Genomic DNA, 19,385 nt, shown 5'->3' with positions numbered 1-19,385 from the left:
GTCGGCGCCTGTCGCGGCACGGGCCGGCGTCGCCAGTCCTGCAGCGCCGAGGCTGAGTGCGGCCGGCCCGACCGTGCCCGCCAGGATGGCGCTGCCTGCGGTCGCGCTGAACAGCGCTCGGCGGCTTAGTCCCTTGTGTTCCTTTGTTTCCATGATCTGGTTCCTTTTTGCTTGAACCTTGGCTTCGATTAAACTTTGGCTGCGGGTTGATGGGTCGGCACGCCGCCCGGGCTTGCCGCAAGCTTCGCCCGCGACTTCATCTTCTTGATCACGACGGGGCAGACGGTTTCCGACTGGTAGAGCACCTGGCAGTGCAGGCAGTTGATGCACTCGTTCGGGTTGATCTCGCCGGTCCGGTGGATCGCCTGCACCGGACATTGGTGGGCGCAGGTCTGGCAGGGGTTCCCGCATTCATGGTAGCGCTTGAGCCAGTCGAACATGCGTATGCGCGCAGGGATCGCGAGTGCTGCACCGAGCGGGCAGAGATAGCGGCAATAGAACCGCTCGACGAAGAGCCCGGCGACAAGAAGTGCGACTGCATAGGCCACGAAAGGCCAGGCGCGGATGAACTTCAGGATGATCGCTGTCTTGAACGGCTCGATCTCGGCCAGATGTTCCGCCTGCTCGACGCTCATCAGCGAGACCCCGAAAAGGCCGAGGAAGATCATGTATTTGATCGGCCAGAGCCGCTCGTGCAGGCCCCAGGGCAAGGTCCATTGCGGGATGCGCAGCTTGCGCGCGATCTGGTTGGTCAGCTCCTGCAGGGCGCCGAAGGGGCAGAGCCAACCGCAATAGGCTCCCCGTCCCCAGAACAGGAGCGCTGCAGCAACGGCAAACCACAGGATGAAGGTCAGCGGGTCGAGCAGGAAAGCCTGCCAGCTGAAGCCGTTGACGAGGCTCCCGAAGAGCGCCATCAGATTGACGACGGAAAGCTGCGCGTTGGCGTACCAGCCGAGGAAGACCAGCGTCACCGTCAGGAAGATGATGCGGAAGATGTAGAACGCCCGCGCGTTTCTGACCGCATAGGTCTGGAAGAAGAACACGCCCGTCAGCACGACCAACATCGCGCCGAGCACGACAATCTTCAGCTTCGAGTCGTCCCAGATGCGTTTCCACAGGTCGGCCTGTGCCGTGCCCTCGTCACGATCGACTACGGCGGCAACCTCCATCACCGGCGGCGCGACAGCATGCAGATACTTCTGCGGCAGCTGATACCCCAGATCGAAGGTATGAAAGACCTTTTCGACCGGTCCAACCTCGCGGTGCGCCAGAAGCTGTATGCGGAATGGTTTTGTCGGATCGAAACCGAGGCCTGCCTTGATACGGAACAGGTCCATCTCGTTGTATTCCGGCGCACCGGCAAGGGCGATTGCCCCCAGGCGACGGTGGTCGCGATCGCGGAAACGAACGGAAACATCGTCCTGGATCAGCACGATGCGATCGAAGATGCCGCCGCGCACGTAGCCTGATCCCTTGAAGGAATAGAGCCCGCGTCCGATCACGGCGATCGCGTGCTCGCCTTCGCCGAGCCAGGACTGAAGGTTTTTCTCTTCGGCCGGCCCGAGAAGGGCCTTGCCGATCGCGGGGACCGAGACCAGTGCCGCCTGCATCTCGATGAACGTCGTTTCCGGCGCTTGCGCAATCGCGCGCTCGCGGGCGCGTTCATCGGGATGGCCAGCGAAAGCAGCATTGACCTGGGCAACGTCGAGAGACAGGCGGCGTAGCGTACCGTCGCCCTCTGCCTCGACCCAATCGGCCGGCGCGACGGCCGCGGGATCGATCTCGAAGCGCGGGCCGGCGTTGCCCGCTTCCGGCGTCAGTCCGCCAAGGCCGAGCGCGCGCGCGACCTTAAGCCCGGACCGCACGATCGAATCGTCGATCACCATGACCGTCACCGTCGCGCCCGAGATGATATCCACCTCATGGGTCGTACCGCCGGATTTGGCCTCGGCGACGAGATCGAGGCCAGCATATCCGGCAACCAGTGCCTTTACCTTGGCGTCCGGAATGCCGATGAGGACGATGGGCTCGGAGTGTTTCACCAGCCGGACGCCGACGATCTTCGCATCCTTGTCCACCGCGACAAGCGTATGGATGGGCTTGCCGGAATAGCCCGTCGTTCCGACGAAATCCGAGGTGACAAAGACCCACGCCACTGTCTGGCCGCCCTTGAGCACCGGGGCCACCGCCACATCATCACGCACGGCGCCGAAACCGTCTGCGCCCGGCACAAGATCCGAAGCGGTGGTGGTCGGCAAAAACTCCTGCAGCACCGATGCCGCACTGGCGGATACGGCGCCGCAAAGGCTGAGGCAGAACAGAAGGACAAGACGGAAGAGTTTCATTCCAGGGTGTTTTCCCGCAAATCGTTGCCGGAGCATTGGAACTTTGGCGCGGGACGTTCTTTGATCTAGCTCAAACAAAGACAGCTTCGTTAATTGCAATCCTTGATTGTTGCCTGTCGCGTACATGGTGATGCTCAGGTGGATCTGCAGGAACGACCGCGCGTCAAGCCACCGGCGCGACAACGATAGCTTTGAAGTCGGATAGGGCGGCCCATGGCCTGCCCGTCCCGCGATATTTTCCGGAAGTCGGCAGATGGCTGTCACCCACAACCGTTGCGCGATCTTCGGTTTTAACTTCGTCTCCTCCCGTTGGGCAAAGCGATGCCTTCAGGGCCTCACCCCGCGGAATGCGCTGCTGATGAGAGAGCGGCGCCATCGACTGCATCGATGCCGGCGAACCGTGGAAACAGAACGCTGTTTTCGAGATGCATATGCGTGACGAGATCGTCGCAGAATTTTTGAACCCCGACATAGAGCGCCGTCCAGGACCTGCAGGCCCCGTCGGGAAGCGCAAATCCATGGGTCAAATGCTCGATCACCGCGAGGCTCCGGCTTTCGCATGCATGATCGTCCCGCATGCCGGCAATCAAATGCCCGATGTCCGGATCGGGCTCATGGCGCATCATGGGAAAGAGCGCGAGTTCTTCGCGCGCCATATGGGGAAGAAGGTGCTCCTTGAGCTCGACCAGCGCGTCAGCCAGGCCGAGTGGCACGGAGCGATGGGCGCCGTGGACGTGCTCCACCTTTTGCGCAAGCGGGATCAGCCATTCCAGATCGGTGCGGTGCGTCTGGTGATAACGCTCCAGAATATGCGCGATAAGGTCGCCGGTCGCATCCGGAGCTTCGTGTCTTGCAGCAAGCTCCAGCGCCTGAAGCCGGGCGAGCAGATCAGCGGCCCCTACGCCGGCGTCCGCAGCCGCTTGCTCAAGCGGTACGTCGCCGCCACAGCAAAATCCGATACCGGCCTGCCTGAAGAGTTCCGCGGCGCCGGGAAGCTCGCACGCAATCGTTCCAACGGCGGTGTCCAAAGTATACTCGGTCAATGTGCTCTCCCTGGCGCCTAAAAGGTCGTGATCCGCAATCGATGCGTTGCTGAAGGGAGAGGATGGCGCAGTTTTTCCAATCGTTCTTTGTCGAAACGCAACTTCGTTCCGGAGCGATCCAATTCTTCCGACCAATGCCGCATGCGCCAAGTTGCAGCCGGTGGTGACTGGTTCGGCGCGCCTCTGCCCATTGCCTGCGCGAAAGCGCCCGGTACGAAAACGCCCAGCACGAGAACCGAAAAGCATGTTCCAAAGGCGGCCGTAGAGCCTTGGCCCTCGACGAGCGATAGAACTTGTCGACCTTCTTGTTGCGCGATGCGACCGTCTCGCCCTCTGCCCCCGTTGACAGCAGGAAAAACCACTCTTACGTTACACATGTATACAGGCATAGCTGTCTTTACCTGTTCAAGGAGGGGAAAAATATGCTTCGGTCTTATCTCGCGGCAGCGCTTGCCTGCGCCGCCGGTCTTGCAATCACGTCCCATGCTCAGGCTGGTCCGGTTTTTGATGAAGTGGTCTCTGGCGGCAAGCTCGTCTGCCTGGTCAGCCCCAGTGCGCCGGGCTTCTCCGTGCCCGACAGCGCCGGCGTCTTCCAGGGTTTCAACGCTGACTTCTGCCGCATGGCGGCCGCCGCCATCCTCGGCGATGCGAGCAAGGCGGATATCCGCGGCATTGGCTTTTCCGACTCGTTGAAGAGCCTGGTCTCGCGGCAGGCGCACATGGCCTCCCGCTCGGTCACGGAAACCGGCACGCGTTCTGCCGACCCGGGCCTCGCCTTCGTCGCGACCACATTTTATGACGGCCAGGGCTTCATGGTGCCGAAGGCGCTGGGCGTGAAATCAGCAATGGAGTTGAAGGGCGCAACGATCTGCGCCGAGGACGGCTCGACGACACTGCTCAACATCGCCGACTGGTTCGCCGCCCAAGGGCTCACCTACAAGGTCGAGAACATCGCCGACAAGACCGCACGCTTGCAGGCCTTCTTCGCCGGCAAGTGCGACGCCTACGCCTCCGACATGACGGCGCTTGCCGCCGACCGTCGCCTGGCCAAGGATCCCGACGACTACGAACTCCTGCCAGAGATCATCTCGGCCGAGCCGCTGACGCTGGTGACCCAGCCGGATGAAACGCTGGAAAAGGCCGTGCGCTGGGCTTTCCAGGTCATGCTGAACGCCGACGAACTCGGCATCAATTCCAGCAATGTCGATGCGGCCATCGCCGATCTCGACAAGCAGCCGAAGGCCGTGCAGCGTCTTTTCGCCAAGGACGGCGCAACCGCCGACATGGCCGCCAAGATGAAGCTTCCCGCCGACTGGGCCTACCAGGTCATCAAGCAGGTCGGCTCCTACGGTGAAGTGTACGATCGCCATCTCGGTCCCGCGACGCCTTTCAAGCTCAAGCGCGATGGCACCCAGAACGCCTCGACCACCAATGGTGGCCTGATGTACGCCTATCCGATACGGTGAGGAGAGCGGCCAGAAGGAGGAGCGGCGGCGTGACGGATATCGACGGACCCATATCCATCCGCGCCACCGTCGATTGCCCAGCCGGGGGACGCCTCGTAACCCTCGGCGCACCCGGCCTGACGATCAGTCCGCGCGGCGAGGTCTGGGTGGACCCCGAGGGCATCGACGAGACGCTCGCCGCCCTTGCTGCCCGCGGAGCCGATCTCTTTTTGTTTCTGGCGCGCGACAGCGACTGCCCGCCCGGCTACCGCATCCTGCTGCGCAAGCATGTCAAGCAGACAGGCATGGCGTTTGCGGCCTTGCCGATCGACGATTTTTCCGCGCCCGGCCAAACGTGGATAAAGGCGTGGCGGCGGTTGGAGGGGCGTGTTTACGCTCTGCTTGCCGCGAACCGGGCGATTGCGCTGTGCTGCAGCTATGGTGCTGGACGCAGCGGTATGATCGCCGCGCATATTCTCAATGCGCGGGGCCTTTCAGTCGACGAGGCCCTGTCGACAGTGCGCCTCACCTTTCCCGAATCGGTCGAAAGCCCGCTGCAGGAAGACTGGCTATACAACCAGAACAACGGCCGCGCCGACGCGCGCCAAAGCATAGGAAGGGGAAAAGCGTGAGCTTGCCGCAAACATCGAGATCCGGTCCGCCCCGCTCGGAGGACATGCTGCAGGAGTTGCGCTTCCGCATCTGCACGACCCACCCCGATACGCCGATGATGCTACACGAAGGCAAGCTGGCGCAGGAGTTCGGCGTCAGCCGCACCCCGATCCGCCAGGTCCTGCAGCGGCTTTCCTTCGAGCATCTCCTCGAAACGCGCTCGGGCGTCGGCACGGTGGTCAGCACACTCGATCCCGCCCAGCGCAACCTGCATTTCACCATGCTGTCGGACATGCTGAACCTGTGCACGCGATGCTGTGCGGCGAATTTCGCCATGCCCGCCCGGGTCCAGCTCGCCACCATCGGCGAGCTCGCCGCCAACCCCGGCGAGGCGCCCGTCGAAAGCTACTTCACCATCCGCGCCTGCATCCTCGAACTCGTCTCCGGCCTGGTGCTCGATCCGATTGCCGCCGAAGCCCATGCGGCCCTGCACTGGCGCGTGATCCGCTGGCGCATGCAAGCCGCACACGAAGATCTCGAGACAGCGTTCAGAGCGCTGCGCACGACAGTCACTGCGGTCTTAACGGCGCAGACGCCGACCCACCTTCTCTCGGAGCTCGCAGCGGAAACCGCATGACCAATACACATTTCCCGCGCGCCCTCCGGGTGCCGTCTGGCATTGCCGGCACGCTCTGGCTCGGGCCTATGCCCGGCCGCCTGCGCCCGTTTTCCGACGACATGGACGATCTGCGCGCGCAGAAGATCAGCCGCATCGTCAGCCTTACCCCGCTTGCGGAGATCGAGGAAAAGGCACCGGACTATGCTGCAAGCCTTGCCGCAGGGACGGACATTGCCGTCGTGCGGTTCCCGATCGCGGATTTCGGCGTGCCCGCGGACGAGGCCGGGCTCTTCGCCCTCGCTGGCGAGACGGCGCAGGCGCTTGCCTCCGGCGAGCGGGTCTTCGTTCATTGCGCGGCCGGCATAGGCCGCACCGGCACCTTCGCCATCTGCATTCTGCGCGCTTTCGGCCTTGATCTGACGCAGGCCACCGCCCTTGTCGCCAGCGCTGGCTCGGGGCCGGAGACCGAGGCGCAGAAGGCGCTGGTCGCCCGCTTTACCCTGCCTGCCGAAACCAATCCCTGAGCACGCCCATGGACCGGAAACTGCAAATTCCTCACGCCCCGCAGGACGGTCCGCCCAAGGCAAGGCCGGCCGTTTCCCTCGCCGATATCGGTGTCGGCCTTGCGATCCTCGCCGCCTTTGCCGTCGTCGCCTTCAACGTCCACTCCAACATGCTCGCGGCCGGCATCCAGCCCGGCTTCGCCTTCCTCACCCAGCAGGCCGGTTTCGACCTTAGCGAAACACTCATCCCCTATGGGGCGAATGACAGCTACCTGCGCGCCATCTTGGCCGGACTTGCCAACACCATCGTCGTCGGCGTCGCGAGCCTCGTCATCGCATCGCTTGCCGGCCTGCTGCTCGGCCTTCTCAGCGTCAGCGCGTCGCCGGTCGCGCGCCTCTTCGCGCTCGCTTACGTCGAACTCTTCCGCAACCTGCCGAAGATCCTGGTCCTGCTGGTCATTTTCGTTGCCGCTGTGAACGGTCTGCCCGCCATCCGGCAGGCGCTGGTCCTTGGACCCTTCACGATCTCGAACCGGGCAATCTACCTGCCCTGGCTTTCGCAAGATCCGCGCAATTCGCTCTGGCTTTTCGCAAGCATCTTTCTCGTCTCAGCGCTCATCTGGCTGTGGGCACGCCATGCCGCCCGCCGCCAGGCCCTCACCGGCCGGCGCCTGCCCGTTCTGACGGTCGCACTGGCCCTATGCCTCGCCGTCCCGGCGGTGCTTGCCATCGTGCTCGACGCGCCGCTCGGGCTTACCTGGCCGACACTTCAAGGATTTTCGGTGGAAGGCGGCGTCGCCCTTTCCATCCAGTTCTGCACGGTGGCCGTCGCACTCGGCCTTTATCACGGCGCGCAGATCGCCGAGGTGCTGCGCGGCGGCATCGAGGCCATTCCCAAAGGCCAGATCGAAGCCGCAGCGGCGCTCGGCCTCAAGAGCGGCCAGACCACCCGTCTCGTCGTCGTGCCCCAGGTGCTGCGCACCGTCGTTCCACCGCTCAACAACCAGTTCGCCAATCTCCTGAAGAACACCTCGATCTCGATTGCCGTCGGCTATTCAGATCTCATGTCGGTCGCTGGCACCGCAATCAACCAGACCTTCCGGCCGCTCGAAACGATGCTGATCACCATGTCGATATACCTGCTGCTTTGCCTTGCGCTCACCGGCGTGCTGAACCATTGGAGCGCCCGAATTCGCGCCCGGGAAGGAAGGGGCGCGCGATGAGCGGAGCGACACAACCGATCGGCCCGAGCCGGTTTTCCGCCTGGCTGCTGAGGCAGGTTTCCCGACCGGGCGCAAGCCTCCTCTCCCTTGCAAGCGGCGGCCTCGTGCTCGCCATTCTTTGGGTTATAGCCGACTGGCTCGTGCTGGCGGCCGTACCGCCCTTTGCCGATCCGGCCGCCTGTGCCGAGGCTTTCGGCGCCTGCTGGCCCTTCTGGGTGGAGAAATCCCGCTTCATCCTGTTCGGCACCTATCCGTTCGACGAACAGTGGCGGCCGATGCTCGCATCGCTGCTGCTTCTTGGCCTTTCCATCGCCACCGGCCAGATGGCTGTCAGCGGGCGCTGGCCGGACATGAGGCTCTTCGCGGGGCTCTGGCTGGCGGGCATGGCCGCGTCCTTCACGCTGATGGGCGGTGGCACCCTCGGTCTCGCTCCGGTCGATGCCTCCCGTTGGAACGGCCTGCCGATCCTCCTCATCCTTTCCACCATCGCGCTCGCCCTTGCCTTGCCGGTCGGCGTGCTGCTCGCGCTTGCCCGATACCAGACGCGCCATCGGCTGCTGCACCGCGCCGCGGGCGCCTATGTCGAGATCATGCGCGGCGTGCCGATGGTGACGCTGCTGTTCGTCGGGGTTTTCGTGCTGCCGCTGACGCTCCCCAAGGGCACGAGCATCGACCCGATCGTGGCGGTGCTGATTGCGCTCGTCTTCTTCCATGCCGCCTATTTCGCCGAGGATGTGCGAAGCGGCCTCATGGCTCTACCGGCCGGCCAGCATGAGGCCGCCTCTTCGCTTGGTCTCGGCTTTTGGCAGACAGCCCGCCTCGTGCTCCTGCCGCAGGCCACCGAGCGGGCCATGCCCGCGCTCGTCAACAGCACCATCGGCGCCTACAAGGACACGTCGCTCGTCGTGATCCTCGGCCTGCACGATCTCAGCGCCACCGCGCGCATGGCTTTCAGCGACGTTGCCTGGGGCAACCAGGCACTCGAGGCCTATGTCTTCGTTGGCGTCTGGTTCCTCATCTCCTGCTCCTACCTCTCCTGGATCGGCCGACGACTTGCCAACAAGAGCGTAAATGCCCGGCGTCGGAGCGACTGACGGCCAGCAACGTCTGGGCGTTCAAGCACCGCGCACGCGCGACGCCTTTCAACGACGATGTCGAAAGTGGTTTGGTTAGGGCCAACAGAACAAGCCGCGCGCCGTTGCCGGCGGCACGAAAGATCCATCCAGAACGGCAAGGGCCAAGCAGTCGAGCGGCAGCTACCAATTAAAGGACAAGTGGACTTGTCCTGTTCTCAATCAGGCGAACGAGGTTCAGTGCCGTCATCTCCGAGGATTTCGGATTGGTTGCAAGCGGACGGTTCTGGAGGCGGATTTCGAGCGTGCCGAAGGCGCCGCGGGCGACAATGCTGTGCGTATTTTCCACGGCCTTGGGATCGGCGACGAGCTGCACGCGCGTCTGTTCCATGCCGATGCCGGCAAGGGAGGTGGTCGCCGCCACATTGGCATTTTGCGGAAAGGCGGTCGCGGCTTCCGCGGCCGATCCTACGAAGAAGGCTTCCGCCTCCTGAAGGTCGCCAAGGCGACAGAGCGCCTCGGCCGGCGTCCCGAACCAAGCCCGCGCGGGCTTGGTGATGGTGTGCTCCACGCTGTCCAGACCCAGCCGCGAGGCCGCCGAGAGAGCATCGATGCCGCCGAGCGCGCCCGGCGGAACGATGAGCTGGCAACCGTTCTGCCGGGCGAGTTCCACGAGTTCGTCGAGCACGGCAGCATCCACCAGGGCCGAGGTCGAGGACACAGCGAAATCGATGCCCGCCGCCAACGCCGCCCAGGCGAAGGGCTTGACGCTTTCGCGGCTCGCCGCCTCGACGACCAACGTCGCGCCGGTCGCCGCCAACGCTTCGGGACCGGCAACATGGACCGCCCCCTCCGGCATGGTCGCTGCGACTTCACCGGGATCGCGCACGGCGATCCCGACGATCCGGGCATTCGCGCCGCGCGCCTTGAGAAGTTCTGCCACCCGTTGACCGATGGCGCCCCAGCCTATGAGGCAGATGGCTTCGACTTTCGACATGACAGTCCTTTGCTGGTTTGCTGCCGGTTCAGAGCGTCACCCAGCCCTCGGGCGGGGTCTTGCCGGGGTGCACGCTCCCGCATTTCGGGCATGTGCGCAGCTTTTCGTCGGCATAGAAGGCCTGGTAGATCGGCGGCAGGTCGTCGACGATGGATTCGAGGTCTACCTCCGCGCGGTGCACCAGCTCCGTGCATTCGAAGCAGTACCATTCGACGGCGTCGAGCAGGCCTTCAGGCCGCGTCGGCTCGATCACCAGACCGATCGATCCCTCCATCGGCCGCTGCGGCGAATGGCGCACATGCGGCGGCAGCAGGAAGATGTCGCCCTCCCGGATCGGCACATCGTAGAATTCCTTGCCGTCATAGAGCTTCAGCACCATGTCGCCCTTGAGCTGATAGAAGAACTCCTCGACGGGATCGTCGTGATAGTCGGTGCGCTTGTTGGGGCCGCCGACAATCGTCACCATGAGGTCGGCATCTTTCCAGATCTGCTGGTTGCCGACCGGCGGCTTCAAAAGGTGCTTGTGCTCGTCGATCCACTTTTGCAGATTGAACGCCTTGAGCTTCGTCATCGATATTCCTCCCTGTCCCGTTCAGCGCAGTTTCAGGCCGCATTCCTCGAAGGCGGCTCTGGTCAGTCTCTTTTCCTCATCCGTCAGTTCCAGCAGCGGCCGGCGGACGGCGCCACCCACCTGGCCAAGCAGTTCCTGCCAGTACTTCTGGTGCGCATGCGGCTTTTCCGCGGGCTTGGACTTGCGGAAGGCGTCACGCACCCCTTGCAGGCTCGCGCTGACGGCGCGGGCCTCCTCGGCCTTTCCGGCGAAGGCGAGTGCCGTGTACTCGGCCATGCGCCGGTCGGCCTTGGTCTGGAGCGTGTAGGGCGGCGACGAGCAGAGATAAAGCTGCCAGCCGAGCTCCAGCACGTTATCCAGCCATTCCTCTTCCGAAGCGGTCGAGACGAGAATGCGGTCCCCGGCAAGCGCCGTCAGCGCCTTGTACATCGCGCGCGGCACGGAATACTTGATCGCCACCACCGTCTCGATGTCGGCAAGCCGGTTGCACAGCTCCGGGCTCATCAGATAGCCGCTGTCGGGATGCGACCAGAGCGCCATGCCGATATCCACCTTGGAGGCGATGGTCTCATAGTAGCGCAGCAGCGTTTCATCCTGTTGCTTGAAGAAATGCAGGATCGGCGCATGCACGACGATGTAATCGGCGCCGCAGGCCTGCGCATGACGGGCAAGATCAATCACCACATCCATGTTCTGGTCGGAGCAGGACATGATCGTCTGCGCTCTACCGCCCGTCGCCTCCACGGAGAGATCGAACATGCGCTTACGCTCGTCGACCGACATGGAGAAGAACTCGCCCTGCTTGCCGGCAATGAAGAGGCCGTCGATACCGAGATCGGAAATCCAATGCTCGACATTGCGGCGGTAGCCCTCTTCGTCGATGGCGCCATCGGCCGTGAACGGCGTGTTCGCCGCCGCCCAGATGCCGCGCATCGTGGCGCGGGAATGGGCCTTTGCATCTTTACGCTGGTATTTCATGACGCTCCCTGTCGCATGTCGGTCCGGCGGCGCGTGAAGGCCGCTCCGGTCTTGGTTGTCGCCATTTAGCGCAGGAAATTTTTATTCATTAAGACGCATAGTCCGTATATATTCATGCTGAAATCAGTATGGATGACTCGATGCTCAATCTGCGCCAGATCAAGTGTTTTCAGGCCGTGGTCGAACTCGGCAATTTCTCCCGTGCCGCCGAGCGGCTGCACACCAGCCAGGCCGGCATCTCGCATGCCATCCGCGACCTCGAAGCGCTGCTCGGCGCCCGACTGTTCGACCGCACGACCCGGCGCGTCGAACTGACCGAAGCCGGACGTGTCTTTGCCGCCGGCGCCTTGCCCGGGCTTTCGGAAATCGAGCGTGCCGTCGATGCGGTGCGCGATCTCGGGCAGCTCAGGACCGGTCTTGTGCGCATCGCCGCACCGCCCTTTCTTGGCGCAACCGTCCTGCCGCGGCTGCTGCAGGAGGTCGCGTCGACCCACCCGAACCTGAAGCTCAGGATCGAGGATGTGGTGACCGATCTGATCGCCCCCAGAGTGCGCAGCGGCCTTTGCGATCTCGGTGTCGGCACCTTTGCCAGCGACGAAGACGGGCTCGAGATCCAACGCGTGCTGCGCGATCAGTTGATGGTTTTCGCGCCCGAAGGCCACGCTGTCTGCGCCAAGGCCGAAGTGGCATGGTCCGCGCTCGCCGACCAGCCGATCATCACGCTGACGCGCGAAAGCAACATCCGCCTTTTGACCGAGGTCGGCTTCGAGAGCGCCGGCGTGCCGCTGCGCCCTTCCCTGGAAGTCCACCAGATCAACACGGCCCTGTCGCTGGTCGAGCGCGAGGCTGGCCTTGCTATCCTCCCCACCTATGCCTTTACCGGTCTCAATGGCCGGAAGATTTCCGCGCGGCCATTGGTCGAGCCGTCGATCGCCCGTGACGTTGCCATCATCACCGCGCGTGAGCGCACACCGTCCCCCGCGACGCTCGCGGTCCGCACCATGCTGCGCAAAGTGCTGCGTGACATGATCCCGATCGTCGGCTGACGAAACGCCTGAGGCTGAAACCGTGCAACGACGGTTTCAGCCTCAGCTTGTCACAGGTGCAACTGTGCGAAGGTCGTTAGGCGACGCGCAGGGAAACGTTCTTCACCACGGTGTAGTGATGCAGGCCTTCCGCACCGCCCTCGCGGCCAAGGCCGCTTTCCTTGACGCCGCCGAAGGGCGTTTCGGCGACCGAGGCCTCCAAGGTGTTGATCGACAGGTTGCCGGCCTCGATGCCCTGCATGAGGCGATCCACATTGGCCGTCGAGTTCGTAAAACCGTAGGCCGCAAGACCAAAGGGAAGCGCGTTCGCCTTGGCCAGCGCCTCGTCCACCGAGGACACCGGATTGATCAACGCCAGCGGGCCGAAAGGCTCTTCGGAAAGCGCGCGGGCATCGTCGGGCAACTCGGCGATCGCGGTCGGTGCGAAGAAGTAGCCCTTGCCTTCCAGGCGCCCGCCACCGCACAGGATGCGCGCACCCTTTGCGCGCGCATCGTCCACGAGTTCCTGCAGGGCGGCGATGCGCCGGTCATTGGCAACCGGCCCCATCTGGGTCGATGCATCGAGGCCGTCGCCGACCTTGATCGACCGCGCCTTCTCCACGAAGGCTGCCGTGAAGCGCTCGTAGAGCGCCTCATGCACGAAGAAGCGTGTCGGCGAGGTGCAGACCTGGCCGGAGTTGCGGTACTTTCGCGTGGCGCAGGCGACACCGGCCGCAACGGGATCGGCATCCTCGCAGACGATGACCGGCGCATGACCGCCAAGCTCCATCAACGCCGGCTTCATGACCTGTGACGCGAGCGTCGTCAGGTGCTTGCCGACGGCGGTCGATCCCGTGAAAGCGACCATGCGGATCCTGTCCTGCGGGATAAGATATTCCGAGATCTCGGCGGGATGTCCGAAGACGAGGTTGAGCACGCCCGCCGGCAAACCGGCATCGTGGAACGCCCGGGCGATGTGCACGACGCCCGTCGGTGTCTCTTCGGACGCCTTCATGATGATCGAACAGCCAGCGGCAAGCGCCCCGCCGATCTTGCGGGCGGGCTGGCTCATCGGGAAGTTCCAGGGCGAAAAGGCCGCGACCGGGCCGATCGGTTCATTGAGCACGATGTAGCGAATGCCCGGCGCGCTCGGGATGACCCGGCCGTAGAGGCGCACGCATTCGCCGGCGTCCCATTCGAAGAACTCGCAACCGCGAATGACCTCGGACCGTGCCTCGGAAAGCGGCTTGCCGTTTTCGAGCGTGATCGAGCGGGCGATCTCTTCGGAACGGTCGCGAAGCAGCTGGGCGGCCTTCAGAATGATTGCCGCCCGGGCAGCCGGCGATGTCCGGCTCCAGAGCTGAAAGCCTTGCCAGGCGGCGTCCATCGCATCGGCGAGATCCGTCTCGCGGGCGACCGCTACCTTGCCGATGACATCCTCATTGGCGGGGTTGATGACGGCGAGCGTCTCGGAGGTCGCCCTCCACTTGCCGCCGATATAAAGCTGAGCATGCGTATCCTGAGCCATGAGATTGCCTTTTCGCCATTCCTTCAGAGGCTGCGCCTTCCTGTCCGGTAATGGATGCAATCAGCGGTCTAATATAACAATCCACATAGGTTGAATGAATTGATATCGAGATGTGATAAGTCTCGAGAGAGCTCCAAACGCAAAAAGCGCCTTCCCGGCAGGGAAAGCGCTTTTCCATTTTCCTAAGCGATCGCGATCAGGTCACGGCACTACGGACAGCGAAGCGGGCATCGCGCCAGGCACCCGTCGCCATCACGTCATGCAGCACGTCGACGGCGTTCCACACATCTCTAAAACTCGTATAGAGCGGCGTGAAACCGAAACGGATGGTGGCCGGGGCGCGGAAATCGCCGATGACGCCGCGCTCGATCAGAGCCTGCATGATTTCATAGGCCCCCTCATGCTCGAAGGAGACCTGGCTGCCGCGCACCGTGACGTCCGTTGGGCCCACCAGTTTCAGGCCAAACGCGCCGCAACGCGCTTCGACGAGCTTGATGAAGAGGCCGGTAAGCGCGACGCTCTTCCGGCGGATAGCCGTCATATCCACCTCGTCCCAGAGATCGAGTGCTGCCGACAGCGTGCGCAGCGACAGGATCGGCTGGGTACCGGAGAGGAAACGCAGGATACCCGCGCCGCCGTCATAATTGCGTTCGAAGGCGAACGGGCGGGCATGTCCCCACCAGCCGCTGAGCGGCTGGCTGGCCTTTTCCTGATGGCGCCTGGCCACGTAGATGAAGGCCGGCGCGCCGGGGCCGCCATTGAGGTACTTGTAGGTGCAGCCGACCGCGAAATCGACGTTACAACGGTCGAGCTCCACCGGCAGCGCACCGGCCGAATGGCAGAGATCCCAGACCACCAGCGCGCCCGCCTCGTGGGCGCGCTTCGTAAGGGCCGCCATGTCGCGCAGCGCGCCGGTCTTGTAGTTGACGTGATTGACGAGCACTACGGCGACGCTCTCGTCGATCAGGTCTTCGATCCGCGGGCCATCGACGCCCTCGAGCCTGAGGACGGTGCCGGGCCGCGTCGCAATCACGCCTTCGGCCATGTAAAGATCGGTCGGGAAGCTTTCGCTTTCCGCGACGATGACCTTGCGGTCTGCGTTAAGGCCCAGCGCTGCGTGCAGCGCCTTATAGACATTGGCAGACGTATGGTCGGTCACAGCCGTCTGGCCGGGGGCCGCGCCGATGAGGCGGCCGACACGGTCGCCGAGCGTCAACGGCAGGGCGAACCAGCCGGCCGTGTTCCAGCTTCGGATGAGGTCGCGGCCCCATTCGAGTTTCGCGGCTTTCTCGATCTCGGCATAGGAGGCAAAGAGCGCCGCGCCGAGCGAATTGCCGTCGAGATAGGTGACGCCTTCAGGCAGGTCGAAGCGCTTCTTGAAGCCCGCGAGCGGATCGTCGCGGTCCAGCGCCTCGACGGCATGGATATCGATGTTCATGGAGCAATCCTTCTATTCACGGACGGTTTCGCGGGCCGGCATAGGGCCGCGGGCGCGCTTGAGGGTCGGCAGCGCCAGCATGGCGAGCACGAAGAGACCGGTGGCAAGTTTGAGGTCGGTCGGCGGCATGCCGGCGGCAAGGCAGAGCGAAACAAGCTGGTAGTAGACGATGGCGCCGACAAAGGGTGCCGCAAGCTGGCGCCGGATCGTCTGCTTGCCGACGATGGCTTCGCCGATCATCAGCGCCGCAAGGCCGTTGATCAAGGTGCCGATGCCCATGTTGACATCAGCAAATCCCTGCGACTGCACCATCAGGGCGCCGCTGGTGGCCGAGAAGGCGCCAGCCAGACCGACCCCACCGATGGTGAAGGCCCAGATGCTGATCCCTTGCGCTTCCGCCATATCCGGGTTGGAGCCGACGGCGCGCATGGCCGTGCCACGCTCGGTGCGGAAATAAAGGTTCAAGAGGCAATAGACGGCGATGCCAAGCAGGCCCGCGACGACGATCTTTGCGACCGGGAAACCCGGTTCGACAAAGGGTACGCCATCGAAAATGGTCGGCGTGCCGTAGACCGAGAGGTTGGACTTGCCCATCAGCCGCAGATTGATCGAGTAAAGCATCGTCATCATCAGGATGCCGGCAAGCAGCGTATGAATGCGGAAACGCAGATGCACGAAGGCCGTGCAGCTACCCGCCAGGAAACCGGCGGCCATCGCCACCAGGATGGCCAGCCAGCCCGGCGCGCCGCCCGCCAGCGACAACGCGCAGACACAGCCACCGAGGGGGAACGCGCCTTCGCTCGTCAGGTCCGGGAAGTTCAGCGTTCGGAACGGCAACATGATGCCGAGGACGATGAAGGAAAGGATGAGGCTCTGCGCCAGCGTGACCGGAACGAGCGTGATGAAGTTCGAGAATATGGTTGAAACTGTTTCCATGTCCGTCTCAGCTTGCCAGCAGCATGCGATCGGTCTTCATGCCGAAGTGACCGATGAGTTTCGGGATCGTGACGTCGGCCTTTTCTGCGCCGGTGATTTCGAGCCGGATCTGGCCGGCATCGAGCATCACCACGCTGTGGCCGAAATCGACGGCGTGCTGCATGTTGTGCGTCACCATCAGCGTGGTGAGATTGAAGGCTTCGACCGCGCGCACCGTCGCTTGCATGACGATGTCTGCAGTGCGGGGATCAAGGGCGGCCGTATGCTCGTCGAGCAGCAACAGGTCCGGCTGGTCGCACGTTGCCATGATCAGCGAAAGCGATTGGCGCTGTCCGCCCGAAAGCAGTTCGACGCACGTATCCAGCCGGTTTTCGAGCCCGAGGTTCAGCGCCGCCAGGCGTTCGCGGTAGCTCGCAAGCCGCCTGGCGTTGAGGCCGCGGCTGAGGCCGAGCTTCTTGCCACGCAATTCGGCGAGCAGCATGTTCTCCGCGACCGTCATCGAGGCGGCGGTGCCCTTCATCGGATCCTGGAAGACCCGGGCGACCCGTGTTGCGCGCTTGTGCACCGGCAGCGCCGTGACATCGTCGCCGTTGATGAGGATCTTGCCGCTGTCGAGCATGAGTGCGCCGGATATGGCGTTCAGCATGCTGCTCTTGCCGGCGCCGTTCGATCCGATGACGATGGCGAAGTTGCCGGTCGGAAGCGTCAGGCTGAGATCGTTGAGGGCGATCTTCTCATCGGGCTGTCCCTTGTAGAAGACCTTTCGTGCAGATCGGATTTCGAGCATCCGTTCCTCCTCTGAGCAATTCCGTAGAGGCCGCCTCCGCAGCCTTCTTCCGGAATTCATGTAAATACGAATGGACAGGGCGCGCTCGGCGCGCTCGTGGACGGCGGCGTCGTGGCCGCCGCCCGTTGCAGGCGTCGGATTACTCGACGATGCAGTTGCAATCGGCGAGCGAAGCCGGGATTTCGACGCCGAAGGCGGCCATGGCCTTCTTCGAGATCAGCGCCTGGTGATCCTCGTAGGCGGGAAACACCGGGGCGATGGACTTCGGGTCCTTGCCCTTCAGGACTTCGGCGGCGATCTTGCCGGCGTTCTTGCCGACCTGTTCGTAGTTGACGGCGAAGCTTGCCGGCACGAAGCCTTCCCGAACGGCCGTATCGACGGCATTGACAACGGGAATGCCGGACTGGCGCGCAGCCGATGCAACCGCCGCGATCGCCGGCTGGATCATGTTGGACGTCGGGCCGTAGATGACATCCACCTTGCCGGAGAGCGAGGTAATGCGCTGCTGGATGTCGTTGAGGTTGTCGACGCCGACTTCGACGACTTCAAAACCCTGTTCCGGAGCGATCTTGCGCACGCTCTCGAGCAGCGCGACGTCATTGGCTTCGCCCGGGTTATAGGGAAGGCCGAGACGCTTGGCGTTCGGCAGCAGCTTTTTGGTGAAGGCGAGCACCGCTGCCATATCCTGGCTGTCGGTCGCCCCGGTGATGCCGTCGTCGCCGCTTTCCTTGGACGGAACGAGCTTGGCAGCGACCGGATCGGTGACGGCCGTGAAGATCACCGGGATGCCGGAGCCGGCGAGCGCCTTCTTGGCAATCTGCGAGACCGGCGTGGTGACGGTGTAGACGAGCTTCGGCTGTTCGGCCTGCAGCTTCGCGATCATCTGCGGCACGAGCGACGCGTCGAAATTGGTGTGGCTCTCGGTGTAGACGACGTCCTTGCCCTCGACGAAGCCGTTTTCCGCAAGCGCCGCCTTGAAACCGGCGATAGCGGCATTGAGCGGGGGGTGTTCGCCGAAATTGGCGATGCCGATGCGGATCGGATCGGCGGCGGCCGAGCCGATGCCGGCAAGGACGATGCCGGCTGCCATCAGACCTGTCATGAGTTTCGATTTTGTCGTGGCCATCTTGTTCCTCCTCTGGCTGTCGCAGTTGACAGCATGAGCGATGAGGAAGCGCAGCCCCACGGCAAAGTCAACGATATAGTATACAATTATAGCAATTGGCGATTATCATATATTATTCTCGCATATATGATGACCGTACATTCGGGTGGCGATTTTTGGAGGTGCCTTTGGTCGACGAGCAGGAAAACAGCACGAAAACGGAGATCGCCTACAGGATCTTGCGGACGGAGATCCTCATGGCCCGCTTGCAACCGGAGGCGCCGTTGCGGCCCGATCTTCTGAGCAAGGCCTACGATATCGGGCGGACGCCGCTGCGCGAGGCCCTGTCGCGGCTGGAGGCGGAGCGGCTGGTGGTGGCGATCTCCAATCGTGGTTTCACCGTCGCACCCGTGTCGCGCAAGGGACTGGAGGATCTGACGAAGGCGCGCGCGGTCGTCGAAATCCCCCTGTTGCTGGAAGCCATGGAGCGCGGCGGCGCGGAGTGGGAATCGGCAATCGTCACGGCGCACTACCGACTGTCGCGCTGCAAGACGGTCGTCGAGGATTCTTCCGACCTTGCCGTCGACACCTGGATGGAACGGCACGAGGCGTTTCACGCCGCGCTGCTCAGCGCGGCGCAATCGAGTTGGCTGATGCACTTTCGCTCGACCATCTCCGACCAGCTCCAGCGCCACTACCGGTTCCTTGCCTTTGCCCCCGTCCTGCGCGCGGAACACGGAGAGACGGCCGGCTACGCGGAGGCCATGGCCGCGCTGCACAAGGCGCAGTCGATCGGTCCGCACACCGAGCTGATGGAGGCCGTACTCGACCGCAACGCCGAACGCGCCCGCCTCCTGATGGACGAGCATTTCGGTTATCCGCTCGAAGTCTACGCCGTCGAAGAAGGGGAAGCGGTGTCATCAGCATCCCGCAAAGCATCCACACGCCCGGGAACTCATAAGAGATCCGCATGAATTAATGCTGATTAAGGCGATTGTTATAGGGAAAGCGACCCTGTTTCATGGCGCCTAGCAAACGGGAGCGGCGTGATTTGCGCGGGCATGAGGAGGCCTGCGCGATCAACTGACACGACGAGAGAAGTCGGAACGCGACACAAGGGGGCGTCGCCGCCGCGCCGTCGTTTGCTTGCGCCGCTG

General features: G+C 63.5%; 18 protein-coding genes. 8 read left to right on the top strand and 10 right to left on the bottom strand.

The window, feature by feature from the left end; translation table 11 throughout:
- Positions 1-188: 188 nt before the first annotated feature.
- Together L981_RS23660 and L981_RS23655 are read right to left on the bottom strand one after the other, a co-directional pair.
- Positions 189-2,345: a NosR/NirI family protein gene (locus tag L981_RS23660; RefSeq protein WP_052201986.1), complete on the bottom strand. Its 2,157-nt coding sequence runs from the start codon at positions 2,343-2,345 to the stop codon at positions 189-191.
- Positions 2,346-2,680: 335 nt separating this feature from the next.
- Positions 2,681-3,388: a DUF542 domain-containing protein gene (locus L981_RS23655; RefSeq protein WP_043621855.1), complete on the bottom strand. Its 708-nt coding sequence runs from the start codon at positions 3,386-3,388 to the stop codon at positions 2,681-2,683.
- Between the two features lie 422 nt (positions 3,389-3,810).
- On the opposite strand from L981_RS23655, the gene L981_RS23650 reads away from it, so the two are divergent.
- The 6 genes from L981_RS23650 to L981_RS23625 are packed head-to-tail and all read left to right on the top strand — an operon-like array spanning position 3,811 to position 8,884.
- Positions 3,811-4,854, top strand: coding sequence for a transporter substrate-binding domain-containing protein (locus L981_RS23650; protein ID WP_043621853.1), 1,044 nt, complete (start codon positions 3,811-3,813; stop codon positions 4,852-4,854).
- A gap of 29 nt (positions 4,855-4,883) precedes the next feature.
- Positions 4,884-5,465 (top strand): hypothetical protein, encoded by a 582-nt coding sequence (locus tag L981_RS23645; RefSeq protein ID WP_043621850.1) that lies wholly within the window; start codon positions 4,884-4,886, stop codon positions 5,463-5,465.
- Positions 5,462-6,082, top strand: coding sequence for a GntR family transcriptional regulator (locus tag L981_RS33415; protein ID WP_156134210.1), 621 nt, complete (start codon positions 5,462-5,464; stop codon positions 6,080-6,082). Before L981_RS23645 ends, L981_RS33415 begins: the two co-directional genes overlap by 4 nt.
- Positions 6,079-6,588, top strand: coding sequence for a protein-tyrosine phosphatase family protein (locus tag L981_RS35220; RefSeq protein ID WP_052201984.1), 510 nt, complete (start codon positions 6,079-6,081; stop codon positions 6,586-6,588). The genes L981_RS33415 and L981_RS35220 overlap by 4 nt, the downstream gene beginning before the upstream one ends.
- A gap of 8 nt (positions 6,589-6,596) precedes the next feature.
- Positions 6,597-7,790, top strand: a complete 1,194-nt coding sequence (locus L981_RS23630) for an ABC transporter permease subunit (RefSeq protein ID WP_052201983.1) — start codon at positions 6,597-6,599, stop codon at positions 7,788-7,790.
- Positions 7,787-8,884, top strand: coding sequence for an amino acid ABC transporter permease (locus L981_RS23625; protein WP_052201982.1), 1,098 nt, complete (start codon positions 7,787-7,789; stop codon positions 8,882-8,884). The genes L981_RS23630 and L981_RS23625 overlap by 4 nt, the downstream gene beginning before the upstream one ends.
- Positions 8,885-9,053: 169 nt before the next feature.
- On the opposite strand, the gene L981_RS23620 is transcribed toward L981_RS23625, so the two are convergent.
- Genes L981_RS23620 through L981_RS23610 form a run of 3 tightly spaced genes read right to left on the bottom strand, consistent with a single transcriptional unit; the run spans position 9,054 to position 11,409 of the window.
- Entirely contained in the window at positions 9,054-9,860 is an 807-nt protein-coding gene (locus L981_RS23620; protein WP_043621846.1) for an aspartate dehydrogenase, read from the bottom strand.
- 28 nt (positions 9,861-9,888) lie between these two features.
- Positions 9,889-10,431, bottom strand: coding sequence for a 3-hydroxyanthranilate 3,4-dioxygenase (locus tag L981_RS23615; RefSeq protein WP_043621843.1), 543 nt, complete (start codon positions 10,429-10,431; stop codon positions 9,889-9,891).
- Positions 10,432-10,452: 21 nt separating this feature from the next.
- Positions 10,453-11,409 carry a dihydrodipicolinate synthase family protein gene (locus tag L981_RS23610; RefSeq protein WP_043621840.1) on the bottom strand — a complete coding sequence of 319 codons (957 nt, stop codon included), beginning with the start codon at positions 11,407-11,409 and terminating at the stop codon, positions 10,453-10,455.
- Positions 11,410-11,549: 140 nt separating this feature from the next.
- Between L981_RS23610 and L981_RS23605 the strand changes: the two genes are divergently transcribed.
- A complete protein-coding gene (locus L981_RS23605; RefSeq protein WP_043621962.1) occupies positions 11,550-12,455 on the top strand; it encodes a LysR family transcriptional regulator in 906 nt (301 codons plus the stop codon).
- A 76-nt stretch (positions 12,456-12,531) separates the two neighbouring features.
- Here the strand turns inward: L981_RS23605 and L981_RS23600 are convergent, their stop codons facing one another.
- From L981_RS23600 to L981_RS23580, 5 genes are all read right to left on the bottom strand, one after another.
- Entirely contained in the window at positions 12,532-13,962 is a 1,431-nt protein-coding gene (locus tag L981_RS23600) for an NAD-dependent succinate-semialdehyde dehydrogenase (protein WP_043621837.1), read from the bottom strand.
- A gap of 196 nt (positions 13,963-14,158) precedes the next feature.
- On the bottom strand, positions 14,159-15,400 hold the full coding sequence (gene kynU, locus L981_RS23595; RefSeq protein ID WP_043621834.1) for a kynureninase: 1,242 nt from the start codon (positions 15,398-15,400) through the stop codon (positions 14,159-14,161).
- Positions 15,401-15,412: 12 nt separating this feature from the next.
- Complete coding sequence (locus L981_RS23590; protein ID WP_043621831.1) at positions 15,413-16,336, bottom strand: ABC transporter permease; 924 nt, start codon at positions 16,334-16,336, stop codon at positions 15,413-15,415.
- Between the two features lie 7 nt (positions 16,337-16,343).
- Positions 16,344-17,123, bottom strand: coding sequence for an ABC transporter ATP-binding protein (locus tag L981_RS23585; protein WP_043621829.1), 780 nt, complete (start codon positions 17,121-17,123; stop codon positions 16,344-16,346).
- A 139-nt stretch (positions 17,124-17,262) separates the two neighbouring features.
- Positions 17,263-18,249, bottom strand: a complete 987-nt coding sequence (locus tag L981_RS23580) for an ABC transporter substrate-binding protein (RefSeq protein WP_043621827.1) — start codon at positions 18,247-18,249, stop codon at positions 17,263-17,265.
- 167 nt (positions 18,250-18,416) lie between these two features.
- Here L981_RS23580 and L981_RS23575 point away from each other — a divergent pair, with 167 nt between their 5' ends.
- The gene (locus L981_RS23575; protein WP_043621824.1) at positions 18,417-19,202 is read left to right on the top strand and encodes a GntR family transcriptional regulator; all 786 of its coding nucleotides are present in this window, start codon (positions 18,417-18,419) and stop codon (positions 19,200-19,202) included.
- The last annotated feature ends 183 nt before the right edge of the window (positions 19,203-19,385 follow it).

This window comes from Ensifer sp. ZNC0028, assembly GCF_000799055.1.
Classification (GTDB): Bacteria; Pseudomonadota; Alphaproteobacteria; order Rhizobiales; family Rhizobiaceae; genus Ensifer.
This window is presented reverse-complemented; position numbering and strand designations above follow the sequence as displayed.